Source organism: Corallococcus caeni (assembly GCF_036245865.1).
GTDB classification, from domain to species: Bacteria; Myxococcota; Myxococcia; order Myxococcales; family Myxococcaceae; genus Corallococcus; species Corallococcus caeni.
Genome location: NZ_BTTW01000006.1, coordinates 308,626 through 321,929 on the forward strand (window position 1 = coordinate 308,626; position 13,304 = coordinate 321,929).

General features: G+C 69.9%; 10 protein-coding genes. 8 read left to right on the plus strand and 2 right to left on the minus strand.

The features are described 5' to 3' along the window. Positions 1-219 precede the first annotated feature (219 nt). The 6 genes from AABA78_RS25560 (at position 220) to hemH (ending at position 8,601) form a co-directional block, all read left to right on the plus strand. A complete protein-coding gene (locus AABA78_RS25560) occupies positions 220-552 on the plus strand; it encodes an SWIB/MDM2 domain-containing protein (RefSeq protein WP_120527703.1) in 333 nt (110 codons plus the stop codon). A 188-nt stretch (positions 553-740) separates the two neighbouring features. Then, positions 741-3,848, plus strand: coding sequence for a malto-oligosyltrehalose synthase (gene treY, locus AABA78_RS25565; protein WP_338266646.1), 3,108 nt, complete (start codon positions 741-743; stop codon positions 3,846-3,848). Continuing rightward, the gene (gene glgX / locus AABA78_RS25570) at positions 3,845-5,989 is read left to right on the plus strand and encodes a glycogen debranching protein GlgX (RefSeq protein WP_338266648.1); all 2,145 of its coding nucleotides are present in this window, start codon (positions 3,845-3,847) and stop codon (positions 5,987-5,989) included. The genes treY and glgX overlap by 4 nt, the downstream gene beginning before the upstream one ends. A gap of 35 nt (positions 5,990-6,024) precedes the next feature. Beyond that, a complete protein-coding gene (locus AABA78_RS25575) occupies positions 6,025-7,017 on the plus strand; it encodes a TerC family protein (RefSeq protein WP_338266650.1) in 993 nt (330 codons plus the stop codon). A gap of 58 nt (positions 7,018-7,075) precedes the next feature. Continuing rightward, positions 7,076-7,459, plus strand: a complete 384-nt coding sequence (apaG, locus tag AABA78_RS25580) for a Co2+/Mg2+ efflux facilitator ApaG/CorD (RefSeq protein WP_338266651.1) — start codon at positions 7,076-7,078, stop codon at positions 7,457-7,459. Positions 7,460-7,479: 20 nt separating this feature from the next. Then, the gene (gene hemH / locus AABA78_RS25585; RefSeq protein WP_338266654.1) at positions 7,480-8,601 is read left to right on the plus strand and encodes a ferrochelatase; all 1,122 of its coding nucleotides are present in this window, start codon (positions 7,480-7,482) and stop codon (positions 8,599-8,601) included. Here hemH and AABA78_RS25590 read toward each other — a convergent pair. Continuing rightward, the gene (locus AABA78_RS25590) at positions 8,522-9,622 is read right to left on the minus strand and encodes a hypothetical protein (RefSeq protein ID WP_338266656.1); all 1,101 of its coding nucleotides are present in this window, start codon (positions 9,620-9,622) and stop codon (positions 8,522-8,524) included. The two genes, hemH and AABA78_RS25590, sit on opposite strands and share 80 nt — an antisense overlap. Positions 9,623-9,923: 301 nt before the next feature. Between AABA78_RS25590 and AABA78_RS25595 the strand changes: the two genes are divergently transcribed. Further along, a complete protein-coding gene (locus tag AABA78_RS25595) occupies positions 9,924-10,625 on the plus strand; it encodes a hypothetical protein (RefSeq protein ID WP_338266658.1) in 702 nt (233 codons plus the stop codon). 209 nt (positions 10,626-10,834) lie between these two features. On the opposite strand, the gene AABA78_RS25600 is transcribed toward AABA78_RS25595, so the two are convergent. Beyond that, on the minus strand, positions 10,835-11,794 hold the full coding sequence (locus AABA78_RS25600; protein WP_338266660.1) for an L-threonylcarbamoyladenylate synthase: 960 nt from the start codon (positions 11,792-11,794) through the stop codon (positions 10,835-10,837). A 32-nt stretch (positions 11,795-11,826) separates the two neighbouring features. Between AABA78_RS25600 and AABA78_RS25605 the strand changes: the two genes are divergently transcribed. Continuing rightward, a complete protein-coding gene (locus AABA78_RS25605) occupies positions 11,827-13,242 on the plus strand; it encodes a TIGR01777 family oxidoreductase (protein WP_338266662.1) in 1,416 nt (471 codons plus the stop codon). Positions 13,243-13,304: the final 62 nt, after the last annotated feature.

The following is a 13,304-nucleotide window of genomic DNA, read 5'->3' on the forward strand; positions in this document are numbered from 1 at the left end:
CCGGACGCGCCGCATGGGTTCCGTTCCCGAGGGAAGAATGCGCTGCGGGGCCGAGTTCTAGCCTCCGAAGCCATCGCTCCGAGGAGCCCCAGAGGGAAAAAGCGCGCGATGGACGCTGTTTTTCGCTCTAGGCCGTGCTACTACGCGCCATCGGCTCTAGCTTGAAGATGCAAGCACGCCGTGCAACGTCCCCTTCGGAGGGGAGGAGACACAAGACGAATGGCCGCCAAGAAAGCCGCTGCGAAGAAGACCGCTGCTCCCGCCGCCAAGAAGGCCCCTGCCGCGAAGAAGGCCGCGGGCCGCAAGCCGAACGCCGCGTTCATGAAGGAGATGACGCCCTCCACGGAGCTGGCGGCGATCGTCGGTAACAAGCCGCTGCCCCGCACCGCCGTGGTCAGCAAGATCTGGGACTACATCAAGAAGAACAACCTCCAGGACGCGAAGAACAAGCGCCAGATCAACGCCGACGACAAGCTGAAGCCCATCTTCGGCGGCAAGAAGAACGTCACCATGTTCGAGATGACCGCGCTGGTGAACAAGCACCTGAGCTGAACGGTGCAGGGCCCGTCGGGGCCGTCGCCGGTCGCCCGAAGGACCCTGGGGGCTCGTCACGCATCGCGCGGGACGGGCCCTCCGCTTTTTCCCCTCTGTGCCAGGCGCCCGCCTGGAGCGTTGAAAAGGGGGCGAAGGCGCATCTGGCTGCTGGCGGACGCGCCGCGTCGGACCTACCTCTGGGGGCCATGTTCCACGACGGTTCCGAGGCAGGGGAGCGCTCCGCGCGGCAGACGGACGCGAACGGTACGCACACGACGGTGGAAGCGCAGGCGGAGGGCCTCTTCGAGCAGGTCCGACGCGAGCTGCAATCGCGCCGCGTCACGCCGCTGTCCACCTACCGGATGCAGCTGCACAAGGACTTCACCTTCCAGCAGGCGAAGGCCCTGGTGCCGTACCTGGCCCGGCTGGGGGTGAGCGACTTCTACGCGTCGCCCTACCTCAAGGCCACGCCCGGCAGCACCCACGGCTATGACTGCGTGGACCACCAACGGCTCAACCCGGAGGTGGGCACGCCGGAGGACCACGCGGCCCTCTGCGGCGCCCTGCGCGAGCACGGCCTGGGGCAGGTGCTGGACGTGGTGCCCAACCACATGGGCATCGAGCGCGACAACCGGCTGTGGCTGGACGTGCTGGAGAACGGCCCGTCGTCCGTCTACGCGAAGTTCTTCGACGTGGACTGGCGGCCGGTGAAGGACGAACTGGCGGACAAGGTGCTGCTGCCCATCCTGGGGGACCAGTACGGCATCGTGCTGGAGCGCGGCGAGCTGAAGCTGTCCTACGAGTCCGGCGCCTTCCACCTGCACTACTACGACCACCGGCTGCCGGTGGCGCCGCGGCAGTACGCGAGCATCCTCAAGCACGGCCTGGAGCGGCTGGAGAAGCAGCTGGGCGCGGAGTCGCCGCACCTGGTGGAGCTGCTCTCCATCCTGACGGCGCTGGAGCACCTGCCGCCGCGCACGGAGGTGAGCCCGGCGAAGGTCATCGAGCGGCACCGCGAGAAGGAGGTCATCAAGCGGCGGCTGGGCGCGGTGGTGGCGGACAGCGCGGAGCTGGCGGCGTACGTGGAGGAGAACGTCCGGGTGTTCAACGGCACGCCCGGCAACGTGCGCTCCTTCGACATGCTGGACGCGCTGCTGCAGGGGTGCAGCTACCGGCTGGCGCATTGGCGCGTGGCGGGCGAGGAGATCAACTACCGCCGCTTCTTCGACATCAACGGCCTGGCGGCCATCCGCGTGGAGGACCCGGACGTCTTCCAGGAAGCGCACCAGCTCATCTTCGACTGGCTGCGCGAGGACCGCGTCACGGGCCTGCGCATCGACCACCCGGACGGCCTCTTCGACCCCACCGCGTACTTCCTGGACCTGCAGGAGCGCTTCTTCGTGGAGCGCGCGCGGGCGCGGTTCAACGCGGGGAAGCAGGACGGAGATGACTCGCGGTGGACGGAGGTGGAGTCGCTCTTGCGCGCGAAGTGGCGGCGCGAGGTGATGGACACGCCGGACAGCCCGCTGCGCAAGGCGCTCTTCGTGGCGGTGGAGAAGATTCAGGGCGGCCGCGAGCGCATCCCGGACGCGTGGGCGGTGCACGGCACCACCGGCTACCGCTTCGCCAACGCGGTGAGCGGCCTGTTCGTGCACCCGGCCGCGGAGGCGCACCTGACGGAGACGTACGAGCGCTTCGCGGGCGGCACGCAGGACTTCGCGGAGCTCGTGTACCAGAAGAAGCTGCTCATCATGCGCGTGAGCATGGCCAGCGAAATCAACGTGCTGGCGCACGAGCTCAACCGCATCTCGGAGATGAACCGCCGCACGCGCGACTTCACGCTCAACAGCCTGCGGCGCGCGCTGGTGGAGTTCATCGCGCTGTTCCCCGTCTACCGCACCTACGTGGACGGCTGGCGCGCGGAGCTGGACGTGCGCGACGTGCAGTACATCGAGTGGACCCTCCAGCGCGCCAAGGAGCGCAACCCCAACACCAACGCGTCCATCTTCGACTTCCTGCGCGACATCCTCCTGGGCCGCTACCCGGAGCACGTGGGGGACGACGAGAAGGCGGTGATGCTGAGATTCGCGATGAAGCTCCAGCAGGTGACGGGCCCCGTCATGGCCAAGGGCCTGGAGGACACCGTCTTCTACATCTACAACCGGTTGGTGAGCCTCAACGAGGTGGGCGGCGAGCCGGAGCACTTCGGCATGCGCGCCACCACCTTCCACCTGCGCAACCAGGAGCGCGCGGAGCGCTGGCCGGCGAGCATGCTCACCTCCAGCACCCACGACACCAAGCGCAGCGAGGACGTGCGCGCGCGCATCAACGTCCTCACGGAGCTGCCGGAGGTCTGGCGGGAGCGGGCGCGCGCCTGGGCGGACCTCACGCAGCCCTTCGTCAGCCACCTGCCTGGCGGCCCCGCGCCGTCGTCCAACGACGTCTACCTCTTCTTCCAGACGGTGGTGGGCGCGTGGCCCATGGGCGAGCACGTGCCCCAGGCCGAGCTCCAGGAGTTCCACCGCCGCGTGCGCGAGTACATGGCCAAGGCCATCAAGGAGGCCAAGGTCCGCACGTCGTGGACCAACCCGGACGGCGCCTATGACGACGCGATGGCGCGCTTCGTGGACGCGTGCTTCGACCCCGCGAAGAGCCAGGCCTTCCTGGACGACGTGAAGGCCTTCAAGCGCCGCATCGAGCGCGCGGGCCAGCACAACGCGCTGGGGCAGCTGCTGTTGAAGCTGGCCTCGCCCGGCGTGGCGGACACGTACCAGGGCTGCGAGCTGTGGGACCTGTCGCTGGTGGACCCGGACAACCGCCGGCCGGTGGACTACGCCCTGCGCGAGCGGCTGCTCACGGCGCTGGACGCCGCGGCGGCGAAGGACCGGCCCGGCCTGTGCGCCCGGCTGGGCCAGGACATGGACGACGGGCAGGTGAAGCTCTTCGTCCTGGCGGAGGCGCTGCGGCTGCGCCAGAAGTACGCGGACCTGTTCCGCATGGGCGGCTACGAGGCGCTGGAGCTGTCCGGGCCGCGCTCGCCCGCGGCCGTGGGCTTCGCGCGCACGCACGGTGACAGCGTGCTGATTGCCTGCGCGCCGCGTTACACCCTGGAGGCGCTGGAGTCCGGGGGCCTGGCGCAAGCGTACGACGGTACGTTCCTGAACCTTCCGGAGGCATATGCGGGCATGATGTTCCGCAATGTCTTCACCGGGCGCCCCGTCCGTCCCCAGCAGGGGCCGGGAGGCGTGGGGCTGGCCCTGGGGCCGCTCCTCGCGGAGTTCCCGGTGGTGCTGCTGGAGAGGAGCACTGGATGAGAAGGGCCGAGGTGCTTCCAGGGAAGCCGTTTCCCCTGGGCGCCACGTACGACGGGAACGGCGTCAACTTCGCCGTCTTCAGTGAGCACGCGAAGAAGGTGGAGGTCTGTCTCTTCGACCCCGCCGACCCCAAGAAGGAGACGCGCCGCTTCCCGTTGCTGGAGACCACGAACCACGTCTGGCACGGGTACATGCCGGGCGTGCACGCGGGCTGTCTGTACGGCCTGCGGGTTCACGGGCCGTATGAACCCAAGAAGGGCCTGCGCTTCAACCCGCACAAGCTGCTGGTGGACCCCTACGCCAAGGCGCTGCACGGCCAGGTGGACCCCAAGGCGCCCATCCACGCGTACGTGCACGGGGGCAAGGAGGAGGACCTCGTCATGGACACGCAGGACGACGCCTGGGGCGTGCCCAAGGCGGTCATCCTGTCGGACGGGTTCGACTGGGAGGACGACAAGCGGCCAGAGGTTCCCTGGCACAAGACGGTCCTCTACGAAGCGCACGTGAAGGGCCTCACGAAGCTGAACCCGCGCGTGCCGGAGCACCTGCGCGGCACGTACGCGGGCCTGGCGCACCCGGCCACCCTCGAACACCTGAAGAAGGTGGGCGTGACGTCCGTGGAGCTGCTCCCCATCCACGCCTTCATGGACGAGCCGTTCCTCACCCAGAAGGGACGCTCCAACTACTGGGGCTACAACACGCTGGGCTTCTTCGCACCGGACGCGCGCTACAGCGCGTCGGGCTCGCTGGGCGAGCAGGTGTCGGAGTTCAAGGGGATGGTGAAGCTGCTGCACCGCGCGGGCATCGAAGTGATTCTCGACGTGGTCTACAACCACACCTGCGAGGGCAACCACCTGGGGCCCACGCTGTCCTTCAAGGGGCTGGACGCCGGCGCGTACTACCGGCTCAGCGAGAAGGACCCGCGCTACTTCATGGACTTCACCGGGTGCGGGAACTCGTGGAACGCCACGCACCCGTACGCGCTGAAGCTCATCGCGGACAGCTTGCGCTACTGGGTGGAAGTGATGCACGTGGACGGCTTCCGCTTCGACCTGGCGACGACGCTGGGAAGAGACAGGCACGGCTACGACACCCGCGCGGCCTTCTTTCAAATCCTCCACCAGGACCCCGTGCTCAGCCGCGTGAAGCTCATCGCGGAGCCGTGGGACGTGGGGGACTACGGCTACCAGGTGGGCAACTTCCCGGTGCTGTGGAGCGAGTGGAACGGCAAGTACCGCGACACCATGCGCCGCTACTGGAAGGGCGACGACCGGCAGGCGGCGGAGATTGGCTCGCGGCTCACGGGCAGCTCGGACCTGTATGCCTTGTCCGGCCGCAAGCCCACGGCGAGCGTGAACTTCGTCACCGCGCATGACGGCTTCACGCTGCACGACCTGGTGACGTACAGCCAGAAGCACAACGAGGCCAACGGCGAGGAGAACCGCGACGGCGCCAATGACAACCACGCCTGGAACTGCGGCGTGGAGGGGGAGACGAACGACCCCAAGGTGAACGCGCTGCGCGAACAGCAGAAGCGCAACTTCCTGGCGTCCCTCTTCCTGTCGCAGGGCGTGCCCATGCTGGTGGCGGGCGACGAGATGGGCCGCACGCAGAAGGGCAACAACAACGCCTACTGCCAGGACAACGAGCTGTCGTGGGTGAACTGGGAGCTCAACGAGAAGCAGCGCCAGCTGCTGGAGTTCACCTCCCGCATCATCAAGCTGCGCCGCGAGCAGCCGGTGCTGTCCAAGCGCCGCTTCTTCCGCGGGGCCCACATCTGGGACAGCGAGCTGAAGGACCTGGCGTGGTTCCGGCCGGACGGCAAGGAGATGAAGCGCGAGGACTGGGAGAAGCCGTATGTGCGCTCCCTGGCCTTCCTGCTGGGCGGGGACGCCATCGCCACGCCGGACGACGAGGGCCACCGCATCGTCGGGGACACGTTGCTGGTGCTGCTCAACGCGCACCACGAGCCCATCACCTTCATGCTGCCCGCGCTGGAGTGGGGCGCGGACTGGGAGCTGGTGGTGGACACCGCGGCCTCCGGGGAGTCCCTGCGCACGCACACCCCGGCGGGCGGCAAGGTGCAGGCGGTGGGGCGTTCTCTGGTCGTCCTCCGGCGCCCGGCGACGGAATGGGAGTAGCCGCCGGGGCCGTCCCGGAGTAGGCAGCGGGCGTGATGACTCAGACACTCTGGCCCTGGGTGGGCTTCAACGTCTTCGTCCTGGCGATGCTCGCCCTGGACCTGGGGCTGTTCCACCGCAAGGAGCACGCGGTGTCGTCGAAGGAGGCGACGCTGTGGACGCTCGTGTGGGTGAGCATCAGCCTCGCGTTCTGCGGGGGCATCCTGCACTACGGCGGCAAGGGCCCGGCGCTGGAGTGGCTGACGGCGTACGTCGTGGAGTACGCGCTGTCGGTCGACAACCTCTTCGTCTTCCTGATGGTGTTCGGCTACTTCCGGGTGCCGCCGCAGCACCAGCACCGGGTGCTCTTCTGGGGCATCCTGGGCGCGTTCGTGATGCGCGCGGTGCTCATCGTCGCGGGCACGGCGCTGGTGGCCCGCTTCGAGTGGCTCATCTTCCTGTTCGGCGCGTTCCTCGTCTACACGGCCTCCAAGATGCTGTGGTCCAAGGACGACGACGACGTGGACCCGGAGGCGGGCTTCATCGTGAGGATGTCCCGGCGCCTGTTGCCGGTGGCGCGCCAGGGGGAAGGCAGCCGCTTCTTCATCACCGAGGACGGCCGGCGCAAGGTGACGCCGCTGTTCATCGTGCTGATGGTGGTGGAGGCCACGGACCTGCTCTTCGCCATGGACTCCATCCCGGCGGTGCTGGGCATCAGCAAGGACCCCTTCATCATCTACACGTCCAACGTCTGCGCCATCCTGGGCCTGCGCTCGCTGTTCTTCGTCGTCTCCAGCCTGATGGAGAAGTTCCACCTGCTGAAGGCCGCCCTGGGCGTCATCCTGGCCTTCGTGGGCGTGAAGATGCTCATCGAGCACTGGTACAAGATTCCCATCGGCATCTCGCTGGCGGTGATTGGCGGGTGCCTGCTGGTGGCCATCCTCGCGTCGCTGGTGTTCCCCAAGCCTCCGGAAGGGGAGAAGCCCTCCCCGGTGGCGGAGGCGGACAAGGCGCCGGACGCGGCGGCCCGGGAGCAGGAGCGCGGCTGACGGGCGGGGCCCTGCGTTTCGCTTGCATCAGGCGGGAGTCGCTGCCAAGTCTCCCGCCATGTCCACCGCCACCACTGATGGCATCCGCGTCACCGTGGAGCCGACCTTCTGGCCGGAGCGCAGCACGCCCGAGTCCGGGCAGTTCGCCTTCATGTACAAGGTGGAGCTGTTCAACGAAGGCACCGTGCCGGCGCAGCTGCGCTCGCGGCACTGGGTCATCACCGATGCCCAGGGGCACGTGGACGAGGTGAGGGGCGAGGGCGTGGTCGGCCGTCAGCCGCACCTCAAGCCGGGCGAGCGGTTCGAGTACACGAGCTGGGCGATGCTGCGCACGCCCTTCGGCACCATGCGCGGCACCTACGAGATGGAGCGCCCGGACGGCACGCGCTTCGAGGCGCGCATCGCCGAGTTCGCGCTCACGCTGCCGCACGCGCTGCACTGAAGTCGCCGGAGAGTTCGCGCATGCCTGTTCCGACCACGAAGCGGGGACTGCTGCTCGTCAACCTGGGGACGCCGGACGCGCCCGAGTCCGGCCCGGTGCGCCGCTACCTGCGCGAGTTCCTCAACGACCCGCGCGTCATCGACGTGCACCCGGTGGGGCGCTGGTTCCTCCTGAACCTCTTCATCCTGCCCTTCCGTCCCGCCAAGAGCGCGGAGGCGTACCGCAAGGTGTGGATGAAGGAGGGCTCGCCGCTGCTCGTGTACAGCCGCGCGCTGGAGTCCGCGGTGCGGGAGCGGCTGGGGGGCGACTACGAGGTGGAGCTGGCCATGCGCTATGGCAACCCGTCGCTGCCGGACGCCATCGCGCGGCTGAAGGCGAAGGGCGTGTCGGAGTTCACGGTGCTGCCCCTGTACCCGCATGAGGCGGCGTCGTCCTCGGCGTCGTCGCTGGCGCGCACGTATGAAGTGCTGGCGGAGGGCTGGGACGTCCCCAACGTGCGCGCGGTGCCGGCGTTCTGGGACGACGCGGGCTTCCTGGACGCGTTCGCGGCGGTGGCTCGGCCGGTGATTGATGACATGCGCGCGGACCACGTGCTGTTCAGCTTCCACGGGCTGCCGGAGCGCCACATGCGCAAGAGCGACCCGACGGGGCAGCACTGCCTGTCGTCCGCGGGGTGCTGCGACGCCATCACGGACGCGAACCGGCACTGCTACCGGGCGCAGTGCTTCGCGACGGCGCGGATGCTGGCCCAGCGGCTGGGGCTGCCGGAGGGCGGCTCCACGGTGTCCTTCCAGTCGCGGCTGGGGCGCACGCCGTGGGTGAAGCCCTACACGGACCTGGTGCTGCCGGAGCTGGCGGCGAAGGGCGTGAAGCGGCTGGCGGTGATGTGCCCGGCCTTCGTGGCGGACTGCCTGGAGACGCTGGAGGAGATTGGCCTCCGCGCGAAGGAGCAGTTCGTGGAGGCGGGCGGCGAGTCGCTGACGCTGGTGCCGTCCCTCAACGCCCACCCGGAGTGGGTGGACGCCGTGGTGCGGCTGGTGCGCGCTTCGGACGGCCCGTCCGCTACGGCGCGGGCGGGGTCGCGGTCGTCGCCGGCGCGGCCGGAGCCTGGGGCGCCGCTGGAGCCTGCTGGGGAGCGCTGACGGGCGTGAGGCGGGCCTGGTAGGTGCCCGCGGGCAGGCTCACGGCGGGCTGGGCGGGGCCGGTGAGGGACGTGGACAGGGTGCCCTGCCAGGAGCGCCACTGGCCGGCGTTCACCAGGAACTCGCCCTTGCCGGTGACCTTCACGGTGGCGCCCAGCTCGGTGCCTTCCGGCTGCGCGGCGGGGGCGGGCGCTTCGGCCGGCTCGGTGGTGGTCAGCTCCATGGCTCCGCCTTCGGCGCCCATCTGGCGCGGGCTCTTCTTGGCGGCGGCCTGGGGAGGACGCGCGGCGCTGAGGGTGCCGCCGAACTGCTCCACGAGGTCGTACTCGAGCGTGGCCACCTGCTCGCCGTTGTCGCCCGGGGTGACGGAGACGAGCTTCACGCGGTTGTGGCGCTCGCCGCCGGGGGCGCGGCGGAACAGGGTGCCCAGGGCGTCCGGCGTGGTGAGCTCGGTGCCCAGGGACCACGTCTCGCCGGGGCGCACGGGGTCGCGCGGTAGCTCCAGCACCAGCGTGGCCAGGTTGCGCGCGGGGCCCTGGAGCCCGTCGATGATGAAGCCGCGGTCGCTGAACGTGGCGTCCTCAGGCGCGCCGCCGCCGGGCGTCACGCGCAGCTGGCGCTCGCCGGTTTTGTCCAGCTGGAGCACGTAGGTGTACTCGGTGGGGAAGGCGGTGCTCGCGGCGGTGGCCTTGGGGGCGGCGTCGGCGGCGTCCGCCTTGGCGCCCTTCTTCTTCTTGTCGGCCTTGGCGGGCTTCTCCGCCGGGGCGGACTCGGGGGCGGGCGCGTTGCGGTCCAGCGCGAGGTCCAGGCGGAAGGAGACGGGGACGTCCTGGACGAGCTTCCAGCGCAGCACGACGGCGTCCTTGGGGACGGCGGGCGCGGCGGGGGCGGGAGCGGCCTCCTCGGGCGCGGGCGCGGTGGCACCCGGCGGGCGCGGGATGGGCTCCATCTTGCCCGGCGCCTCCTGCTTGCAGGCGGTGAAGGCGAGGGCGACGACCAGACCGGACAGACTTCGCTTCACGGGGACACTCCTGGGTGACCGTCGCGGGATAGCGGAGCGGACGGCGGATGTACAAGGGAGAACGGGCCATGACGCGGCCCGCCGGGATTGGCGCTTCCAGGCTGGCGGATGTCTGGTCCCCCTCTCCAGGGAGAGAGCCTGGGCGAGCGGGTGCCTTGACCGCAAGCCCCCTGGTGCGGCCAGTGACCCGGCTGCCGGAGTTCCTTCGTATTCCTCTATGTCCGCACGCCCCGAAGCGCGGGGGCTGCATGCGATGGGGCCTCCATGGGGAGAGACCCGTGGCTGGAAACGGAGTGATGGGATGAGTCTCAGGGCGTTGGGCATGGTGGCGGTGTTGGGGCTGTCGGCGGGCTGTGCGTCGTCGGGGAAGCCCACCGCGCTGGAGCGGCGGCAGGCGGTTCGCGAATCGATGGACAGGACCTACCGGAGCACGGAGGGTTTCCAGGCGGCCCGTTGGGGGATGACGCCGGAGGAGGTCCGCGCCGCGCTGCCCGAGGCGAGCGTGGGCCCGGACGGAACGCTGCGGATGAAGACGACCATCGCGGAGGTGCCAGCGGAGGTGGCGCTGGGGTTCCTGGACAACCGGCTGGCGGCGGTGGACGTGTTCTTCCAGGACGTGGCGGACCTGCGCACCTTCCACGCGGTGATGCGGGACCTGCTCACGCGCAAGTACGGCGAGCCGAGGACGCGCCTGGATGTGGCGCGGGAGTTGAAGTGGCAGAAGCTGCCCACGCGCTTCGCTGCGGACCTGACACCCGTGGAGGACGTGGCGGCCGCCGTGACCGTCCAGGCAATGGAGGGCGCGTTGTCCTCCCAGGGGCGGCCCAAGCTGATCAGCCGCTGGACCACGCTGGAAAGCCACGTGAACCTGACGCAGTGGTCGCTGCTGTCCCGGGGCGTCGTGGCCATCCAGTACGAGTCCGCGAAGTACGCGCCCAGGCGTGCGGACCTGGTCGGGCGCTACAGCACGAAGGCACGGCAGGACCTGGTCAAGGACCTCTGAACCGCCTCAAGCCTTCGGACACGGATGTCGTCCCCGTGAATGAGAAGGTGAGAAACCCGGATGGGGCTCCCCGGCAGCGGCGCACTCCACGAACTGGTCCGACAGTCGGACAGGTTTGGAGGGTTGCGGCAGCGGAAACCTGTCCGACTGTCGGACCAGTTTGGATGACCGCGTCGGGCGGGAGGCGGGGCCGGATGGATGGCCGGGGCTTAGCGGGGCGCCGCCGCGCGGGACAGGCGGTCTCGCACGGCGATGCCCAGGCCGCTCGCGGTGGGCAGACAGGCCACGAGGATGTCGTGGCCCTGTTCGTCGGCTTCCCTGAGCCGCGCGTAGAGGACTCGCGCGGCCTCCGCCGGTTCTCCCGGCACGTCGAAGCGCTGCACTTCCTTCGGCAATGACAGGGACGCGGGGCCCAGCACACCCACCCGCAGACCCTGTGCACGCAGGGCTTCCACCCGCTGCACTGCTTCACCCGGCTCCGCGAGCACCACGCCCGCCCGGGGCGCGTAGTGCGAGGCCAGCGAACCGGATACTCGCACCGTCTCAGAGGTCCGCACCGGCACCTTGCGCCCCAGCACCCGCTCCACGTCCTCCGTCGCCAGGCCTCCGGGCCTGAGAATCGCCGGGGCTCCGGAGGACAGGTCGACGATGGTCGACTCCACGCCCACCGTGGATGGACCTCCGTCCAGCACCAGGTCCACGTCGCTGCCCAGGTCCCGCTGCACGTGCTCCGCTGTCGTCGGGCTCACCCGGCCGAAGCGGTTGGCGCTGGGCGCGGCCACGCCTCCGCCCAGCCGCTGAAGCACCTCCAGCGCCACGGAGTGTCCCGGCACCCGCAGCGCCACCGTGTCCTGGCCTCCCGTCACCGCGTCCGTGGCCCTGGACGTGCGTGGCAGCACCAGCGTCAGGGGGCCCGGCCAGAAGGCCCTGGCCAGCGCCTTCGCTTCGTCCGGCACTATGCGGGCCCACTCGGACAGGTGCTCCGCGCCCGGGATGTGGACGATGAGCGGATGGGTCGCCGGCCGGCCCTTGATGGCGAAAACACGACGCACGGCCAGCTCGTCCTCGGCGTTGGCCGCGAGGCCGTAGACCGTCTCTGTTGGCAGGGCGATGACACCGCCGCGTCGCAGCAATTCGACTGCACGGTCCAGGAGGTCGGGAGTAAGCATGCTCGGTTCGCACTGTCTCCCCAGGAGAAACCATGGGCAAGTCGCACGTTTTCGAGGCGCGCAGCCAGATGCCTGTCCCCGCCGCTGACCTCTTCTCCTGGCACACCCGCGAGGGAGCTTTCGAACGCCTGTCGCCCCCCTGGGAGACGGCGGAGGTCGTGGACCGCACCGGCGACGGCATCCGCCCCGGCGCCCGCGTCGTCGTCAAACTCCACCTGGGCCCCATCCCCCAGCGCATGGTCGCCGAGCACACCGCCTACGTGGAGGGCTCCTCCTTCCAGGACACCCAGCGAGAAGGCCCCTTCGCGAAGTGGATCCACGACCACCGCATGAGCCCCTCCGGCCCCCAGGCCTCCGTCCTGGAGGACGCCATCCAGTACGAGCTGCCCGTGGGCACGCTCGGGGACACCTTCGGCGGCGGCTATGCGCGCAAGCGCCTGGAGCGCATGTTCGCGTACCGCCACTCGCTCACCCGCGCGGACCTGCGCCGCCATGCGGCGTTCGCCTCCCAGGGCCCGCTCACCGTGGCCATTAGCGGTGCGTCCGGCATGCTGGGCTCCGCGCTGTCGTCGTTCCTCACCACCGGCGGCCACAGCGTGAAGCGGCTGGTGCGCGGCCGGGCGAACCCGGCTCGCGGGGACATCTCCTGGGCTCCCGACAAGGGCACCGTCGACGCGGCGGGCCTGGAGGGCGTGGACGCGGTGGTGCACCTGTCCGGCTCCAACGTGGGCGAGGGCCGGTGGACCGAGGAGCGCAAGCAGGAGATCCTCAAGAGCCGCACGGAGAGCACCCGGCTGCTGTGTGAAACGCTGGCCCGCGCCACCCGCAAGCCGCGCGTACTCATCTGCGCCTCCGCCGTCGGCTACTACGGCAGCCGGGGCGATGAAGAGGTCACCGAGGCGTCCTCCTCCGGCGACGGCTTCCTCGCGGATGTCACGCGCCAGTGGGAGGCCTCCACCCAGGCCGCCGAGGACGCGGGCATCCGCGTGGTGCACCTGCGCATCGGCGTGGTGCTGGATGCTCGCGGCGGGGCGCTCGCGAAGCTGGCGCTCGCGACCCAGGCGGGCGGCGGCGGGCCCGTGGCCTCCGGCCGTCAGTGGATGAGCTGGGTGTCGCTGGAGGACGTGCTGGGCCTCATCCAGTTCTCCATCTTCACCCCGTCCATCCAGGGGCCGGTCAACGCCGTGTCCCCGAACGCGGTGCGACAGGGGGAGCTGGCGAAGGTGCTCGGCAAGGTGCTCCACCGTCCCGCGGTGTTCCCGCTGCCCGCCACCGTGGTGAAGACCGTGTTCGGGCAGATGGGCGAGGAGACCCTGCTGTCCAGCACCCATGCGCTGCCCACCGTGGCGCAGGCGAACGGCTTTCCCTTCCTCCTGCCCGACCTGGAGGGGGCGCTGCGCTTCACGCTGGGCCGCACCACCGACGGCGCGGAATACCGCCACGGGTGAGCCCGGCGCTTGACACTCCTCGGGAGGGGCGACAGAAGTGCGCCGCTTCCCCTCGCTTCGAG